Source organism: Microcoleus sp. CZ3-B2 (assembly GCF_036705055.1).
Lineage (GTDB): Bacteria > Cyanobacteriota > Cyanobacteriia > Cyanobacteriales > Microcoleaceae > Microcoleus.
This window is the reverse complement of record NZ_JAUBTN010000008.1, coordinates 65235-79140: the sequence shown is the minus strand read 5'-3', so window position 1 is coordinate 79140 and position 13906 is coordinate 65235. Positions and strand designations below refer to the sequence as shown.

Sequence of the window (13906 nt, the reverse complement as noted above, 5' to 3'; positions counted from 1 at the left end):
CAAATGCAGTATTTTCGTAAAAAACCCGGTTTCTATGTCCGTGACTGTAATTATTATTCCCAATTCCCCATTCCCCATTCTCCATTCCCCATTCCCAATAAATGAGAATTCTGGTCGCCAGTCACACATATATAGTTGAGATTAATCGCGAAAAATTCAAAATATTAGCCAACCTAGAACCCGATATTCAAGTAACAGTTATAGTGCCGCGACTCTGGAAACCTGGAGGCCTACAAAATAAAATCATTAAAACCGGATTCTGTCAACAAGGTTCATTTAAAGTAGTTCCCCTCTCCAATTACAGCCAAAACAATCAAGGATTACTAACATTTGGCCCAGATTTAATTAAAATATTACAAGAATTTAGACCGCAGATTATCCAAGTCGAACAAGGTTCAAAGTCCCTAGCCTGCGCTCAGCTAATTTTACTAAATAAATTGCTAAAATTGCAAGCAAAAAATATATTATTTACCTGGTGGAATCTGCCGTATAAATTAAACTGGCCCGTTTCATTATTAGAAAATTACAATCTCAATCACACCGACGGAATTATTGCAGGGAACCTAGACGGAGCGAAAATTTTGCGCGATCGAGGCTATCAAGGTGCGGTGAAAGTAATGCCGCAACTCGGAGTAGATGAAACTTTATTTCTACCGACTGGTAAAAACGCTGATTTATCCAAAGAATTAGGCATTGAACCGACCGATTTTGTGGTAGGATTTGTAGGGCGATTTGTCGAAGAAAAAGGATTGTTGACTTTGGCTGAAGCCTTGGCAGGGTTGAAAAAAAGCTCTTGGAAGTGGCTGTTAGTAGGACAAGGAAAATTGCAGGCGTATCTCGCAAAAAAATCTAGAGAATGGGGAATCAGCGATCGCATAATCTGGGTAGAAAGCGTTTCTCACGAAAGAATCCCCCCCTATATTAACTTAATGAACTGTTTGGTATTGCCATCGCAAACGAGCTATAAATTCAAAACTTTAACTACTGTGGGTTGGAAAGAACAATTCGGCCATGTTTTAATTGAAGCGATGGCTTGTAAAATTCCCGTTATTGGTTCCGATTGCGGGGAAATTCCCCACGTCATCGGATCTGCAGGGTTAGTCTTCCCGGAGGGAAATGCGGGGATTTTGCGAGATTGTTTGCAGCAATTGATGGAGCGGCGGAAGTTTGCTGCTGATTTGGGCGATCGGGGTTATCATAGAGCGATGAGCCATTATACAAATAAAGCCTTAGCTGAACAGTTATTAGATTTTTACAAAGAATTTTCCTAGCGATCGTAACTTTTAAGCAAATCCACCTAATTAAACGTAAAATACAGATCCAGTCGCGCTGAAGCTAGATGTATATGTATTATTCCTGCTATAGCAACGATAACTCAAGCCTTCTTCCTGATGACGTTGTACGGAAAGCTCGAAGGCGACAGCACTTATGACGTTGGACGCTGGACGTTGGACGTTGGACGTTGGACGTTGTACGGAAAGCAGTTGTCAGTTGTCAGTTGTCAGTTGCCAGTTGTTACCAATAACAAATAACAAATAACAAATAACTAATGACTAATGACTAATGACTAATGACTTCTAATTAGCAGTATAATATGATTGTCAAATAAAAACTGTGGTAAATGTCTATTCCTTCCGACATACGACCTTTGGTTAACGAACTCTACCAGGTACTGAACGATACCGAGCGCCAAGCAACCCAGGGACTTTTTGCACTTAGAACAGCAATGTCTCTGTTTCCTGAAAATGAAATACTGATGCAATACTTTTCTTCGATCAGTAATTTTCAATTCTGCGTAGCAGGTACTCGCTTACAAGCAGAGAACATTGTGAGCAATATATTGCTGACTGGTGTTCCCGACGAAGATGTTCAAAAAGCCGGAGATTATTTAGCAGCCTTGCTACATATGGCTCCAGAAGTTAAAATTATGATCGAACAAGTAATTGAAAAATTAGAGGCATTGCCATGAAAAAATTACCCGATGAAAGCCTACTCCTAGAAATTCTTGAAATTGTCAAAGCCACTGAAGCCAAAGCCAGTGAAATGTATGAATTTTCCAAGCAAATATCTCACAATACCCAGATAAAAGCAACAAAGAGAGAGGAAGCTCAACAGCTACATGGTCAGCCTTTTCCAGATAATTAAATTTGTCATTGGAGAGGTTGGTATATTGATTTAAAAAACGATCCTCCATGCGAATTATCCAAATTATTCCCTCAATTTCCCTCGTCTACGGCGGCCCGAGTCACATGGTATTGGAACTTTCTGCCGCCCTAGCTTCCCAAGGCGTTGATGTCACAATTATCACCACAGATTCTAATGGAGATATCGGTCAATCTCCCTTAGATGTGCCGTTAAATCAACCAATCAAACAAAACGGTTATCAGATTATTTATTTCCGCTGTTATCCCTTCCGCAGATATAAGTTTTCACTCTCGTTATTGCAGTGGTTCAATCAAAATTTAAGGCAATTTGACCTCGCTCACATTCACGCTTTGTTCTCGCCAGTAACTACTTTTGCTGCTAGAATTGCTAGAAATCGCCAGTTACCGTATATTATTCGTCCCTGTGGTATGCTCGATCCGGCAGATTTGGAGAAAAAAAAGTGCTTAAAACAGATTTATGCTGCACTTTTAGAACGTCCTAATTTAGCAGGTGCTGCTGCGATTCACTTCACTAGCAAGCGAGAAGCGACAATCTCAGAAAGATTTGGTTTGACCGGGCCAAGTGAGATAGCTATGTCACAAGATTTTGTGTTACCAAATAATGCAAATAATATTGCTATTTCACAAAAATGTTTTCCACAAGATTTGGTGATTCCCTTGGGGGTGAAAGCAGCTTTTTATTCTGATTTATTGCGAAGTATTCAAGTACCAGTCGTATTATTTATGTCGCGAATCGAACCCAAAAAAGGATTAGATTTGCTGATTCCTGCTCTAGAAAATATTTTAGCGGATGGCATAAAGTTTAATTTTATTTTAGCAGGTTCCAATCCCCAAGATGCAGATTATGAAACAAGAATTAAACAACAAATACAAAATTTAAGTTTAGGAAAGTTTACCACAATCACGGGTTTTGTTAGCGGTGATGCCAAAGTTGCACTGTTGAGAAAGGCTGACTTATTTGTGTTACCTTCTTATTACGAAAACTTTGGCATTGCTGTTGCAGAAGCGATGGCTGCTGGTGTACCTGTGGCTATTTCCGATCGCGTACAGATTTCCGAAGACATCGAGCAAGCAGAGGCGGGCTGGGTTGCTCCTTTGGATGTAGGGGCGATCGCCAATTCAATTAAATCAGCACTTCTGAACCCACAGGAACGGCAGCGCAGGGGATTGAATGGCATGGAGTATGCTAAAAAGTATTATAACTGGGAAAATCTCGCCCGACAAACCATCGATGCTTACCAGCACATTTTGTCATCTATATAAGAAGGAAGAAGGAAGAAGGAAGAAGGAAGTTCGGCAGCGGATTATGTAACGGATGTAACGGATGTAAGTCCGATGTCCGTCGGAATAAGGAAGAAGGAAGAAGGAAGAGGGAAGAAGTCATTAGTCATTAGTCATTAGTCATTAGTGCTGTCCTCCCCATCGAACGTCCAACGTCATCAGGAAGAGGGAAGAAGGAAGAAGCAATAAAATAAATCGTTTTAGCTATTAACAACGTCCTAACCGTCTTGGCGGTTGCTATATTAACTAATGCAACAGATGTTTACCTTTTACTTCTTCTCCTGCTGCGAGTTCTGGTGCTGCTGCTATCAGAATCTATTGGCGAGATTTTGGGCTTGCTGCTATTGCTGTCAATCTGAGTCGAGTTAGAGTTGGAAGGAGCGATCGCAGATTTTCTTCTAATTATAATCGGAACATTAACAGATCCACCGCAGCGTCGGCCCAAGGAGTCGATATTCCTTCGATAATCGCAGATTACAGCCGGTGCAGTCGGTTCTTGACACTCATTAATCATGCTTTTTGCTAATTGGTAATTCTTGCCGTCTCCCTGCTTAGAAAAAAGTTCGCCCGCTCGATCGAAATCTGCGACGGCTTGCGATTTTGTTCCCAGCATACAGCGAATAGCGCCTCGTTCCAAATAAGCCAAACCATAATCAGGATTGACGCGAATAGCTTGTTCGTAATTCCCGATCGCCTGTTGGTTATTTCCCAATTCATAGTATGCTTGACCTCGACCAAAATAAGCTTCTGCCAGGTTAGGATTGAATTGCAGCGCTCGATCGTAATTGTAAATTGCCTGCTGCTTGTTTCCCTGTTGTGAGCTAGCAATTCCCAATCCGAGATAAGCTTGGGGTATGTTGGCATTCAGCCCTAAAGCTTGAGTAAAATGGGCGATCGCCCCAGGAACATCTCCCTTTTGAATTTTTAAAGAACCTTGGTTGCTGAAGTTGGTGGCTTTTTGAGCGATCGCCAGTCTTTGACTGATAACAGCGAGATTTTTTCGGTAATTAGATAACTTATTTTGAGCTAAATTATAGATAGGTGTACGCGATTCGATCGCTTCTAAAAGCCCGATCGCCTGTTGCCATTTACCCTGCGACTGATGCCAAACTTCGATTGGATGAGGCGGTTTTTGCACGAGCACAGCAGCTTCCAGCGCCAACTTTTGAGCTTTTTCTAGACTTTCTGCAGCCTGTAAATTTTGCTCGACAGCAACCAAATTCGGGCCTAACGTCAGCAAATCAATTCTCGCCTGTTGATATCCCAAGCCGGGGAAGTTGGGAATTTTTTCTAAATTCGCGATCGTTTCTTTAAGTCGTTTATCGAAACTTCTGAGTAGGTTGATATCGGTTGCTTGCGCTGCATTCTGCGTTTCAACGGTTAGTATTTTTGATTGCTTCAGCGTTTCATTTCCCGATCGCATAAAGGTGAGCGCGACTGCACCAGTCCCCAGCACCAAAACCCCTAAACTTGCTGCTAAAGCTAGCGGTATTTTGCGGTTTCGGGAATTAACTTGATGGTTAATTTGCGATCGCGGCGGGCTTTCCGTCTCCCCGGAAGCTGCCGCTTCTGACTCCACTTCCAACTCCCAAGCCGGCAACTGCAAATCATCGGCTGCCATTTCCGGTGCCAACTCGTTAGTAATTGGAGCAGTGTTATTGCTATTTTTGCTACAATACTTGTCAACAAAACTCTGCAATCCAGCTTGATATCCTTCTCCTACCGCCTGAAATCTCCAATCTCCATTCTTTCTGTACAAGCGCCCGAATTCTACAGCAGTTTCTCGCGAAAAATTCTCTTTTAATTTATACCGAGCAAGTTCGGTTCCCGTATCCACATTGCAAATTTTGATAAAAGCATTTGTGATATTACTAAAATCTCCCTTAATTTTATCTGCTTCGTGAATGGTGACAGCAAAAGTTATTTCCTCAATTTCAGGATTAACTTTTTCTAATATCAAGCCGTAAATAGTCTTATTTTTTTGACTTGGGTTGTTTTTTGCAGGAATCGATTGCAGTAGCGAACCGTCACAGGATTGCAGATTATTGTAAAATATAAAATATTTATCGTTAGGCACTTTACCGTCAGAACCTAGCATAAATGCTGAGACATCAATCTCGTAGCTTTGTCCTGCCTCTGTCAACTGCCAACCGAGGGCGATCGCCATTTTTTTCAAATCCGGCGCTTCTTGAGAGATATTAAATCTTTCACCCTTACTTAATTGCATTGCCATCTGCTTATTTATAAAAGATAAAAATTGATATCGCTCACTTTAATATAAATTGGTCTCACAACTTTTTGTTTTTAATAAGACTTAATATTAACTTGCGTCTGATAGCAGGCTAGATTAAAAATATGTGCTTTTTGTAGCCAGATTTACGAAGATTTACTAACATATAATTCAATTAACTTGGGTTACAGCCGCTCGCCCCTAGTCTCCCTTAATCGGAGCAATGTTATTGCTATTTCAGCTACAATACTTGTCAACAAAACTCTTTAATCCAGCTTGATATCCTTCTCCTACCGCCTGAAATCTCCACTCTCCATTTTTGCGATACAAGCGACCAAATTCTACAGCAGTCTCTAGGGAAAAATTATTTTCTAATTCATACCGAGCAAGTTCGCTTCCCGTATCCAAATTGCAAATTTTGATAAAACTCTTTGTGACATTGCTAAATTTTGCATTAATTTTCTGTGCTTCGTGAATAGTGACAACAAAAGTTATTTCGACTATTTCAGGATTAACTCTTTCTAAGATAACGCCATAAATAGTCTTATTTTCTTTGCCTTGGTTGTTGTCAGGAATTGTTTGCAGTACCGAACCGTCAGAGGATTGCAGGTTATTGTAAAATATAAAATAATTATCGTTAGGTATTTTACCGTCAGAACCTAGCATAAATGCTGAGACATCAATCTCGTAGCTTTGTCCTGCCTCTGTCACCTGCCAACCGAGGGCGATCGCCATTTTTTTCAAATCCGGCGCTTCTTGAGAGATATTAAATCTTTCACCCTTACTTAATTGCATGGCTATATACTTATTGGTAAATAATAAAACTTTATACTGTTCATTTTATATTAAAATGACATCACGATTTATGATTTTTATTAAAATTTAATATTTGGCGTTTGATAGCGGGATCGATGAAAAATACCTGCTTGCTGTCTAGGAATTTATTGAAAATTAGAGCGGTTATCAAAAAAGTGAGCTATACCCTATGCCCGGTTTGGTCGGTTTGGCCTATGCCACATAGTACCTCATCTTTCTGAAAAAGGCTATACTTAGATATAATTACGCAAGTAAAAACCGGGTTTTCTAGAAAACCCGGTTTTGAGAATTGAACTTAATTTAATCCTAATTTTGAGCATTTTCAGAACTAGGTGGCAGGGTGACAAAATTACCGAAAGCTGCAACGGTTGGATAGGTTTTTTGGCCCACTTGAGTTTTGTAAATGCTGACAACGCCTAAGTTCTGACGTTCCGTTGTATTGTCGAGCAAGTGTTCGATCGAGCTCCGTTGCGAAGTTAGCAAATTTTTGCAACTGCCGATCAACGCCTCTGCAACGCCGCTCAACGCTTGAGGCACGCGAGAGTCCTTACACACAGTGGTTTCCAACTCGGTTTGGAGTACGCCGGAAGCATAAGTTAAATATTTGTCTCTAGGAGGATTTGTAAATGCCATACCGGCGGCTAACACGGTTAGGGCGATCGCCACTTTTCCGACATTACCGAAAAAATTAGAAGTTGGTTTGTGAGTATTCATTGGTTTATCAATAATCATTTTTTTCTTAGCTCCATTGAGTTATAAGCTTCTCTAAATTTAAACTACACGTTCTCAGAAACAAATTTCAGAAAAAAGAGGACAGTTTGTAGATTGGAGATTAGTTGCGAGTGCCAGCGATCGCGATCGGGAGGCTCCCACTCAAATATAATTTGGATCTAGCCCGATGGGATATCCGCAGTTTAACTTCCTTCTACTCTACTTTCTCGCCCAAATCCGGTAAATTTTCAGTTAGGCTCTTGTAGGCTCTTGTAGCGTGCCCATTGTGTACCAATCGGTAAATCGGTACACAATGGGCCGTGGGACACCCCGTCAACCGGTGCTTGCTAAGCACACCCTACGCAAACAGTGGTTGAGGGCGCGAATAATCGCGGTAAGGTACGCCCGCACGCCCTAGATTTAGTTTCGCTTTGATTTTTGTCGATCGATCTCCCGCTGCAATTCTTCAATCTGACGGCGCAAAGCCTCCGTCTCGCTGTTAGATGTTTGGGACTTCACATCAACCGCACCCTCAGCCACAGCCCGCTTGTAGTTTCCCAGCTTGATTTGGCGGTATTCCTCCGAAGCGGCCCAATCTCGCAAATACCGCAGGCGTTCCACCGGGAAAGGGTGACTCAGCATCACGCCTTGACCGCCGTTGTACAGTAAAAATTTATACACTTGATTGAGATTGTCGCGATCGAGCTCTTGATAGTTATCAGACTGGCGGATAAATTCTTGCAAACTGCATTGGTCAGCATATTTACTGCTCACTCCCGCAAGTTTCATCATCGTCTTCATCACGCTATTCAAATCATCAGTTACTAACAAAGCCGCCCTGTCTGCTGACAATTCCGCCTTGCGCCGCCACTCATAAAAAGCGTAAATTAAACCGCTTCCGACCATATTTCCCAGCCCGAAAGTCATCTCGCCAATGGTCGAGGCGACGCTCATCGCCCACATCGCCATTTGATTTAAAATTGGATGACCACATTTGATGTGTCCCAACTCGTGAGCTAGCACTGCCTTGATTTCTGCCTCGTCCAATAAGTCTAAAAGACCCGTATTTAACACTATATAAGGCTGGTTTTTTCCTAGGGCGTAGCTGTTAACGGCGGGATTTTGAGAAACAAACAAACCCGGTTCTGGAAAAACATCTAAATCCTGCACACACTCCCGAAATATGTGATAAATGCTGGCATACTGGCGCGGCCCGACTTGAATGCTATTTCCCATTAAGTAAACGAATTGCGGTCGTTCGTAGATAAATTCTACAAATTTGCTGGCAATTAAGTCAAATCCAGGTACGCTGCGTAACGCTTCTTCGGCTTGGCGATCGAGGGGATGCTGAAATGCTTCGCTAGAAATTCCAGTATAAGTAGGCATGGTTGTTGCAAAAATTACATGAATAAAATCAGTATACTGAACCGCTGGCGGTACAGACGGACACCTGACTGTTTTGGGGTTCTGATTAAATACTGACAAATTAATTGGAAAATTGTGTTGAGTCGATCGACCAAACTTGCGAACACCCACAAATCCTAAAATTAGCGTTAAAATTGTTTTTCTGCTACAAGGGCGATCGACAAACATCTTGCAAAGTGCCTGTGTAAGTAAATCCACCTGATTAAACGTAAAATATGGATCGCTAACAAGCTTACTGTGTATGTCTTCTTCCGACGGACATCGGACTGATGACGTTGTACGGAAAGCTCCGAGGCGACAGCAAAACATGACGTTGGACTAATGACTTCTTCCTTCGACTTATCGCCTTACTCAACAATTGGAACCTGCAAAAATGGCTATCCTGCAACTTGAAAACGGTACAACCTACAATCAATTAAGCGATATTGCGCGCGAACTCGCGCCTTTAAACATTCAACTCAACCGCTGGCCCGCGGGCGACAACCCAGAAATTCTGGAATTGCTAGCGAAAGATACTCTTGACGACAATCAAAAAGAACAAATCCTGCAAGCCCTCGACGGCTACTTTCAGCAACTCAAGGAAACCGCAGGCTATCAGTCGCGAGACTTAATCGTACTGCACCCAGACATTCCCAACATCGACACCATGCTGTCGAAATTCAACAAGTGCCACATCCACGCTGACGATGAAGTGCGTTATATCGTAGCAGGCGAGGGCATTTTTGGCTTCGTGCGGCCCGACGGTAGCCAAGTCGAACTCACTGTGCAGCCAGAAGAATTTATCAACGTACCGGCGAATACAGAACATTGGTTTTATTTGACTGCGGCCCGGAAAATTAAAGCAGTGCGCTATTTTACCACCACAGAAGGCTGGACGCCCGAGTATACCGATACGGAAATTCGATCGCGCTTAGCTACTGTTTGAACAGAGTTGACAGTTGACGGTTGACGGTTGACGGCTATCCTCAAATCATCTAAAAATCCTCAAATCCAGCCTCAAATTTGGTGATTTGAAGATCGCAATATACTCAAAGCAACCGCCTCCGCCACCTTAATCCCATCAATCCCCGCCGACAGAATTCCACCCGCATATCCCGCACCTTCCCCAGCAGGATAAAGGCCTTCTGTATTCAAACTCTGATAATCTTCCCTGCGCTTAATCCGAATCGGCGAAGAAGTGCGCGTTTCCACCCCAGTTAAAACCGCATCATCCATCGCAAATCCTTTGATCTGTTTGTCAAAAGCCGGAAGCGCTTCGCGGATGGCTGCGATCGCAAAATCCGGCAAACTTTCGCTCAAATCAGTCATCACAACCCCCGGCGTATAAGAAGGCTGCACGCTTCCTAGGGCGATCGAAGGGCGATTCGCTAAAAAATCTCCTACAAGCTGCCCTGGGGCGTTGTAAGTACCTCCTCCTAACTCAAATGCCCGTTCTTCTAGGCGACGCTGAAATTCAATTCCCGCCAAAGGATGACCGGGATAATCTTCCGGCGTGATACCCACCACAATCCCGCTGTTAGCATTGCGTTCGTTGCGAGAATATTGACTCATCCCGTTAGTGACAAGTCGCCCCGGTTCCGACGCAGCAGCCACTACCAAACCACCGGGACACATACAGAAACTGTAAACAGAACGGCCATTTTGGCAATGGTGCACCAGTTTGTAATCGGCGGCACCCAAAAGTTTGTGGGCCGCGCGATCGCCAAAACGACAGCGATCGATTAACTGCTGCGGATGTTCCACCCGAAAACCAATAGAAAAAGGTTTAGCCTCGATGTAAACACCCCGCGAAAACAACATTTCAAAAGTATCGCGGGCGCTGTGTCCCACCGCCAATACTATATAATTACTCGCAATATATTCTCCGCTGGCGGTGGTAATTCCCTGCACTTTGCCATTTTCGATATGGATATCTTCTACACGAGTTTGAAAACGAATTTCTCCGCCTAACGATTCAATTTTTGCCCGCATACTTTGGACAATTCCTACCAGTTTAAAAGTGCCAATATGCGGTTTGTTGATATATAAAATTTCCGGTGAAGCTCCCGCATTCACAAGTTCCGTCAGCACCTTGCGCCCGTAATGCTGGGTATCTTTAACTTGGCTGTATAGTTTACCATCGGAAAAAGTACCTGCGCCACCTTCGCCAAACTGAGCGTTAGATTCTGGGTTGAATTCGGTTTTTTTCTGCCAAAATCCAAAGGTGTCAACTGTGCGATCGCGCACTGCTTTGCCGCGTTCTAAAAGGATCGGGCGAAATCCCATTTGTGCCAGCATCAAGCCTGCAAAGATACCGCAGGGCCCCGTACCGATCACAATGGGGCGGGGAACGGTCAAATTGCTGGGGGCTTCGGCTACATAGCGATAATTCATGTCTGGTGTTACCGTGACATGAGGGTCTTTTTTGAGGCGTTGCAGATGTTGTTTTTCCTGTGTCGTTTCCACATCCACAATATAAACAAGGACGATTTCTGCTTTTTTGCGAGCATCGTAGCTGCGCTTGAAGATGGTATAGCTGAGCAATTCTTCGGGGGGGATTTGCAGCTTTTTGAGAATGCTGTCGGCGATCGCACTTTCAGGATGATCTAAGGGAAGTTTGATTTCGGTTATTCGTAACATATAGTAGTCAGTTGTCAGTTGTCAGTTGTCAGTTGTCAGTTGTCAGTTGGGGCGGTGGATGGTGCGTGCGGGCCCTATACGTTGTCAGTTGGTAGGGGCGGTGGATGGTGCGTGCGGGCCCTATACGTTGTCAATTGTCAGTTGAAAATTGAATAAAATCAGTCGAATAAAAGTATTTTGGAATTGTGCACGGGTAGCTAAAAAGCGTTTTTTTCGTCCCAAACCCGGTTATGAGAGTCGGAGTGCGATCGCGAATTTTATTATAACTATTTGACTGGACATCCTACGGGCGATCGCCAGTAGATTTTTGACTTTTGACTTTGATTGGATAATTGCAGAAGCGCTATAATAAACAAAAAATTAAGTTTTGTAAATACCCTTGACTGCAACATTCACATTCAAAAACAACCGCACCTGGCACGCTCTCAACCCCCTGTGGGAAGGAGCAGAAGACGCTGTACAGAAGGGTTTACCCCACACTAAGCTAGCGCCGGCATGGCAAATACTGCTCCTGGGCGACGGTTCCCCCACCCGTCACCTGCAACTGCTGACAGGGGAACCCACAGAAGTAGACGTAATCGATATGTCCTTGGTGGGTGACGATGCAGACGGCGCACCCCAGCAAATTATCGCGGTGCCCGGGCCCCGCCTCCGCCGCCAAGTGTGGCTGCGAACAGCTTCGGGACAGCGCCTCGCCTACGCGACTTCCTGGTGGGAAGCGAGTCACGTAGATGAATATTTACATAATAAATCTTTGCCCATTTGGGCAAGTTTAGCGCGGCTGCGGACAGAATTGTATCGCGACGTGCAAGGCATTTATCTCGGTGATTCGGCGGTTTTGGAGTCTGCTTTTGAACAATCGGGGCCTTTTTGGGGGCGACACTATTTGTTTTGGCATCACGGGAAGCCGCTGACTCTGATTTATGAGGTGTTTTCACCTTATTTAACTAAGTATTTGGGGCCCATGCACTTGGATGTTGATTCATAAAATGCGATCGCTCTTCGAGAACCCTGTTAGATAAAATATCAGAATTATCGATCTCTCTGTTCTCTTCCTCTGCGTTCTCTGCGTCCTCTGTGGTTTAATCCTTCAGATTCATAGTTGTTTGCCAAAATTTCACTCGCAAACCGTCGCGCGGGTGCTGAGTCGGTACTGGGATTAAATTCAAATCTTGATCCGGTAACAACTCCCATTCGCACTCCCGAACCATCCTCGCCGCAAACAATTTCATCTCTAACCGAGCAAATTCTTTGCCCAAACATTCCCGCAAACCGCCGCCGAAGGGTACGTAGCTGAAAGGTTTCGCATTTGTCGATCGATCGCCTGTAAATCGATCGGGATCGAAGCGATCGGGTTCGGGATAAACTGCGCTATCCTGATGCGTCTGATTAATTTCATACAAAACGCTCCAACCCTTGGGAATTTCGTAGCCACCGAACGAGCACGCCTTAATTACCTGGCGAAAACCGCCTCCCACCGGCGGCACCAACCGCAGCACTTCTCGCATCACCTGCTCTAAATAAGTCATTTGTTTGAGTTGTTCCAAAGTTAGCGGTTCAGTTGCAGGAAACTGCTGTTGTTCGGCGCGAATTTTTGCCATTACATCGGGGTTTTGAGCCACGAGAAGACAAAAAGAGGCGATCGCCGAAGTCAGAGTTTCGTGTCCCGCAAACAACAGCAGCAGCACTTGATCTTTCAACTCCTCCAAACTGAGAGAATTCCCCTCATCATCGCGAGCACAAATCAGCAAACCCAAAGCATCACTCCCGCCGGGGGCTGCTTCCTGTCTGTCTCGAATAATATTTTCTAGTTCTGCTAACAGCAAATCTCTGCCTTTTTTCGCCTTCCCAAACTTCGTCCAAGGCACATCTAAAGGAATCGAAAATAATCCCTCACCCCAAGTTTCAAAATAATGTCCTAGCGCCGTTTCCGAACCATTGTCAATCCCAACTAACAGCTTGCAAGCAACATCAAAAGTATAATTTCTCAGTTCGGGATACCACGCAAACTCGCTCATTTGCGTCCACCTTTGCAAGTAGCGCCCCGTGATATCTTCCATCCCGCCGATGTAGCCGGCCAGAGCTCGCGGTTGAAATGCTTGATATAGCAGCTTGCGCCGATTTTGGTGTTCCGAACCCGTTTGCAGCGCCAAGGAAAGCGGCCCTAAAAGCGCTTTCGTGCTGGGAGGCCAACTTACCACAAAATACTGGTTTTCATGGCTTAAAACAAATAAATTCGCCTCCGGGCCGCACACAAACACGGTAGGTTGTCCGAAGATGCTGGTTTTGAAAATTGGCCCGTACTGTTGGTGGCGTTTTTTGGCAAACTGAGAATCTTTCAAAAAGTTGAGAGTATCGCCAATTAGCGGTAAACCTAAACTGCCTGGAGGTAATGCCATTTGAGATTTGAGATTTGAGATTTGAGATTGTTAAGATTGTATCAATTTTAGTTGTAGGGTGGGGAGTACCCACCGCATAAATTCCTGGTAAAATAACTCCGATCTGTTTGTAGCCTGTAGGGTGCGTCAGTCTTCAGGTTAGTACAAAAAATTGTGGTTTGACCACTGACGCACCCTACTAAACTGTTTGTAGCCTGTAGGGTGCGTCAGTCTTCAGGTTAGTACAAAAAATTGTGGTTTGACCACTGACGCACCCTACT

At 44.0% G+C, this 13906-nt stretch carries 12 protein-coding genes; 6 read left to right on the top strand and 6 right to left on the bottom strand.

All coding sequences use genetic code 11. The annotated features are described in order from the left end of the window. The first annotated feature begins 101 nt into the window (after positions 1-101). From hpsO to hpsP, 4 genes are all read left to right on the top strand, one after another. Positions 102-1271, top strand: coding sequence for a hormogonium polysaccharide biosynthesis glycosyltransferase HpsO (gene hpsO, locus QUA97_RS05415; protein ID WP_333193711.1), 1170 nt, complete (start codon positions 102-104; stop codon positions 1269-1271). A gap of 350 nt (positions 1272-1621) precedes the next feature. After that, positions 1622-1969: a hypothetical protein gene (locus QUA97_RS05410; RefSeq protein WP_194066688.1), complete on the top strand. Its 348-nt coding sequence runs from the start codon at positions 1622-1624 to the stop codon at positions 1967-1969. Beyond that, complete coding sequence (locus QUA97_RS05405) at positions 1966-2145, top strand: hypothetical protein (RefSeq protein WP_194008849.1); 180 nt, start codon at positions 1966-1968, stop codon at positions 2143-2145. Before QUA97_RS05410 ends, QUA97_RS05405 begins: the two co-directional genes overlap by 4 nt. Positions 2146-2192: 47 nt before the next feature. Then, entirely contained in the window at positions 2193-3428 is a 1236-nt protein-coding gene (gene hpsP / locus QUA97_RS05400) for a hormogonium polysaccharide biosynthesis glycosyltransferase HpsP (protein WP_333193707.1), read from the top strand. A gap of 280 nt (positions 3429-3708) precedes the next feature. Here the strand turns inward: hpsP and QUA97_RS05395 are convergent, their stop codons facing one another. The 4 genes from QUA97_RS05395 to QUA97_RS05380 form a co-directional block, all read right to left on the bottom strand. After that, on the bottom strand, positions 3709-5673 hold the full coding sequence (locus QUA97_RS05395; protein WP_333193705.1) for a TerD family protein: 1965 nt from the start codon (positions 5671-5673) through the stop codon (positions 3709-3711). A gap of 240 nt (positions 5674-5913) precedes the next feature. Continuing rightward, positions 5914-6471, bottom strand: a complete 558-nt coding sequence (locus tag QUA97_RS05390; RefSeq protein WP_228049839.1) for a TerD family protein — start codon at positions 6469-6471, stop codon at positions 5914-5916. Positions 6472-6798: 327 nt separating this feature from the next. Then, on the bottom strand, positions 6799-7224 hold the full coding sequence (locus tag QUA97_RS05385; RefSeq protein WP_194066692.1) for a DUF4359 domain-containing protein: 426 nt from the start codon (positions 7222-7224) through the stop codon (positions 6799-6801). 399 nt (positions 7225-7623) lie between these two features. Next, positions 7624-8589 carry a M48 family metallopeptidase gene (locus QUA97_RS05380; RefSeq protein ID WP_194066714.1) on the bottom strand — a complete coding sequence of 322 codons (966 nt, stop codon included), beginning with the start codon at positions 8587-8589 and terminating at the stop codon, positions 7624-7626. Between the two features lie 412 nt (positions 8590-9001). On the opposite strand from QUA97_RS05380, the gene QUA97_RS05375 reads away from it, so the two are divergent. Beyond that, a complete protein-coding gene (locus tag QUA97_RS05375; protein WP_194066693.1) occupies positions 9002-9553 on the top strand; it encodes a 1,2-dihydroxy-3-keto-5-methylthiopentene dioxygenase in 552 nt (183 codons plus the stop codon). A gap of 71 nt (positions 9554-9624) precedes the next feature. On the opposite strand, the gene QUA97_RS05370 is transcribed toward QUA97_RS05375, so the two are convergent. Beyond that, positions 9625-11247, bottom strand: coding sequence for an NAD(P)/FAD-dependent oxidoreductase (locus tag QUA97_RS05370; protein WP_194066694.1), 1623 nt, complete (start codon positions 11245-11247; stop codon positions 9625-9627). A 379-nt stretch (positions 11248-11626) separates the two neighbouring features. Between QUA97_RS05370 and QUA97_RS05365 the strand changes: the two genes are divergently transcribed. Beyond that, positions 11627-12235: a chorismate lyase gene (locus QUA97_RS05365; protein ID WP_194066695.1), complete on the top strand. Its 609-nt coding sequence runs from the start codon at positions 11627-11629 to the stop codon at positions 12233-12235. Positions 12236-12329: 94 nt separating this feature from the next. Here QUA97_RS05365 and QUA97_RS05360 read toward each other — a convergent pair whose 3' ends face one another. Beyond that, a complete protein-coding gene (locus QUA97_RS05360) occupies positions 12330-13646 on the bottom strand; it encodes a cytochrome P450 (protein ID WP_333193692.1) in 1317 nt (438 codons plus the stop codon). Between the last annotated feature and the right edge of the window lie 260 nt (positions 13647-13906).

Bases quoted from the DNA above. Each gene is read 5' to 3' on its own strand.
- QUA97_RS05370 (WP_194066694.1), bottom strand. From the start codon at position 11,247: ATGTTACGAATAACCGAAATCAAACTTCCCTTAGATCATCCTGAAAGT.
- QUA97_RS05385 (WP_194066692.1), bottom strand. From the start codon at position 7,224: ATGATTATTGATAAACCAATGAATACTCACAAACCAACTTCTAATTTT.
- QUA97_RS05375 (WP_194066693.1), top strand. From the start codon at position 9,002: ATGGCTATCCTGCAACTTGAAAACGGTACAACCTACAATCAATTAAGC.
- QUA97_RS05360 (WP_333193692.1), bottom strand. From the start codon at position 13,646: ATGGCATTACCTCCAGGCAGTTTAGGTTTACCGCTAATTGGCGATACT.
- QUA97_RS05395 (WP_333193705.1), bottom strand. From the start codon at position 5,673: ATGCAATTAAGTAAGGGTGAAAGATTTAATATCTCTCAAGAAGCGCCG.
- hpsP (WP_333193707.1), top strand. From the start codon at position 2,193: ATGCGAATTATCCAAATTATTCCCTCAATTTCCCTCGTCTACGGCGGC.
- QUA97_RS05405 (WP_194008849.1), top strand. From the start codon at position 1,966: ATGAAAAAATTACCCGATGAAAGCCTACTCCTAGAAATTCTTGAAATT.
- hpsO (WP_333193711.1), top strand. From the start codon at position 102: ATGAGAATTCTGGTCGCCAGTCACACATATATAGTTGAGATTAATCGC.
- QUA97_RS05380 (WP_194066714.1), bottom strand. From the start codon at position 8,589: ATGCCTACTTATACTGGAATTTCTAGCGAAGCATTTCAGCATCCCCTC.
- QUA97_RS05390 (WP_228049839.1), bottom strand. From the start codon at position 6,471: ATGCAATTAAGTAAGGGTGAAAGATTTAATATCTCTCAAGAAGCGCCG.
- QUA97_RS05410 (WP_194066688.1), top strand. From the start codon at position 1,622: ATGTCTATTCCTTCCGACATACGACCTTTGGTTAACGAACTCTACCAG.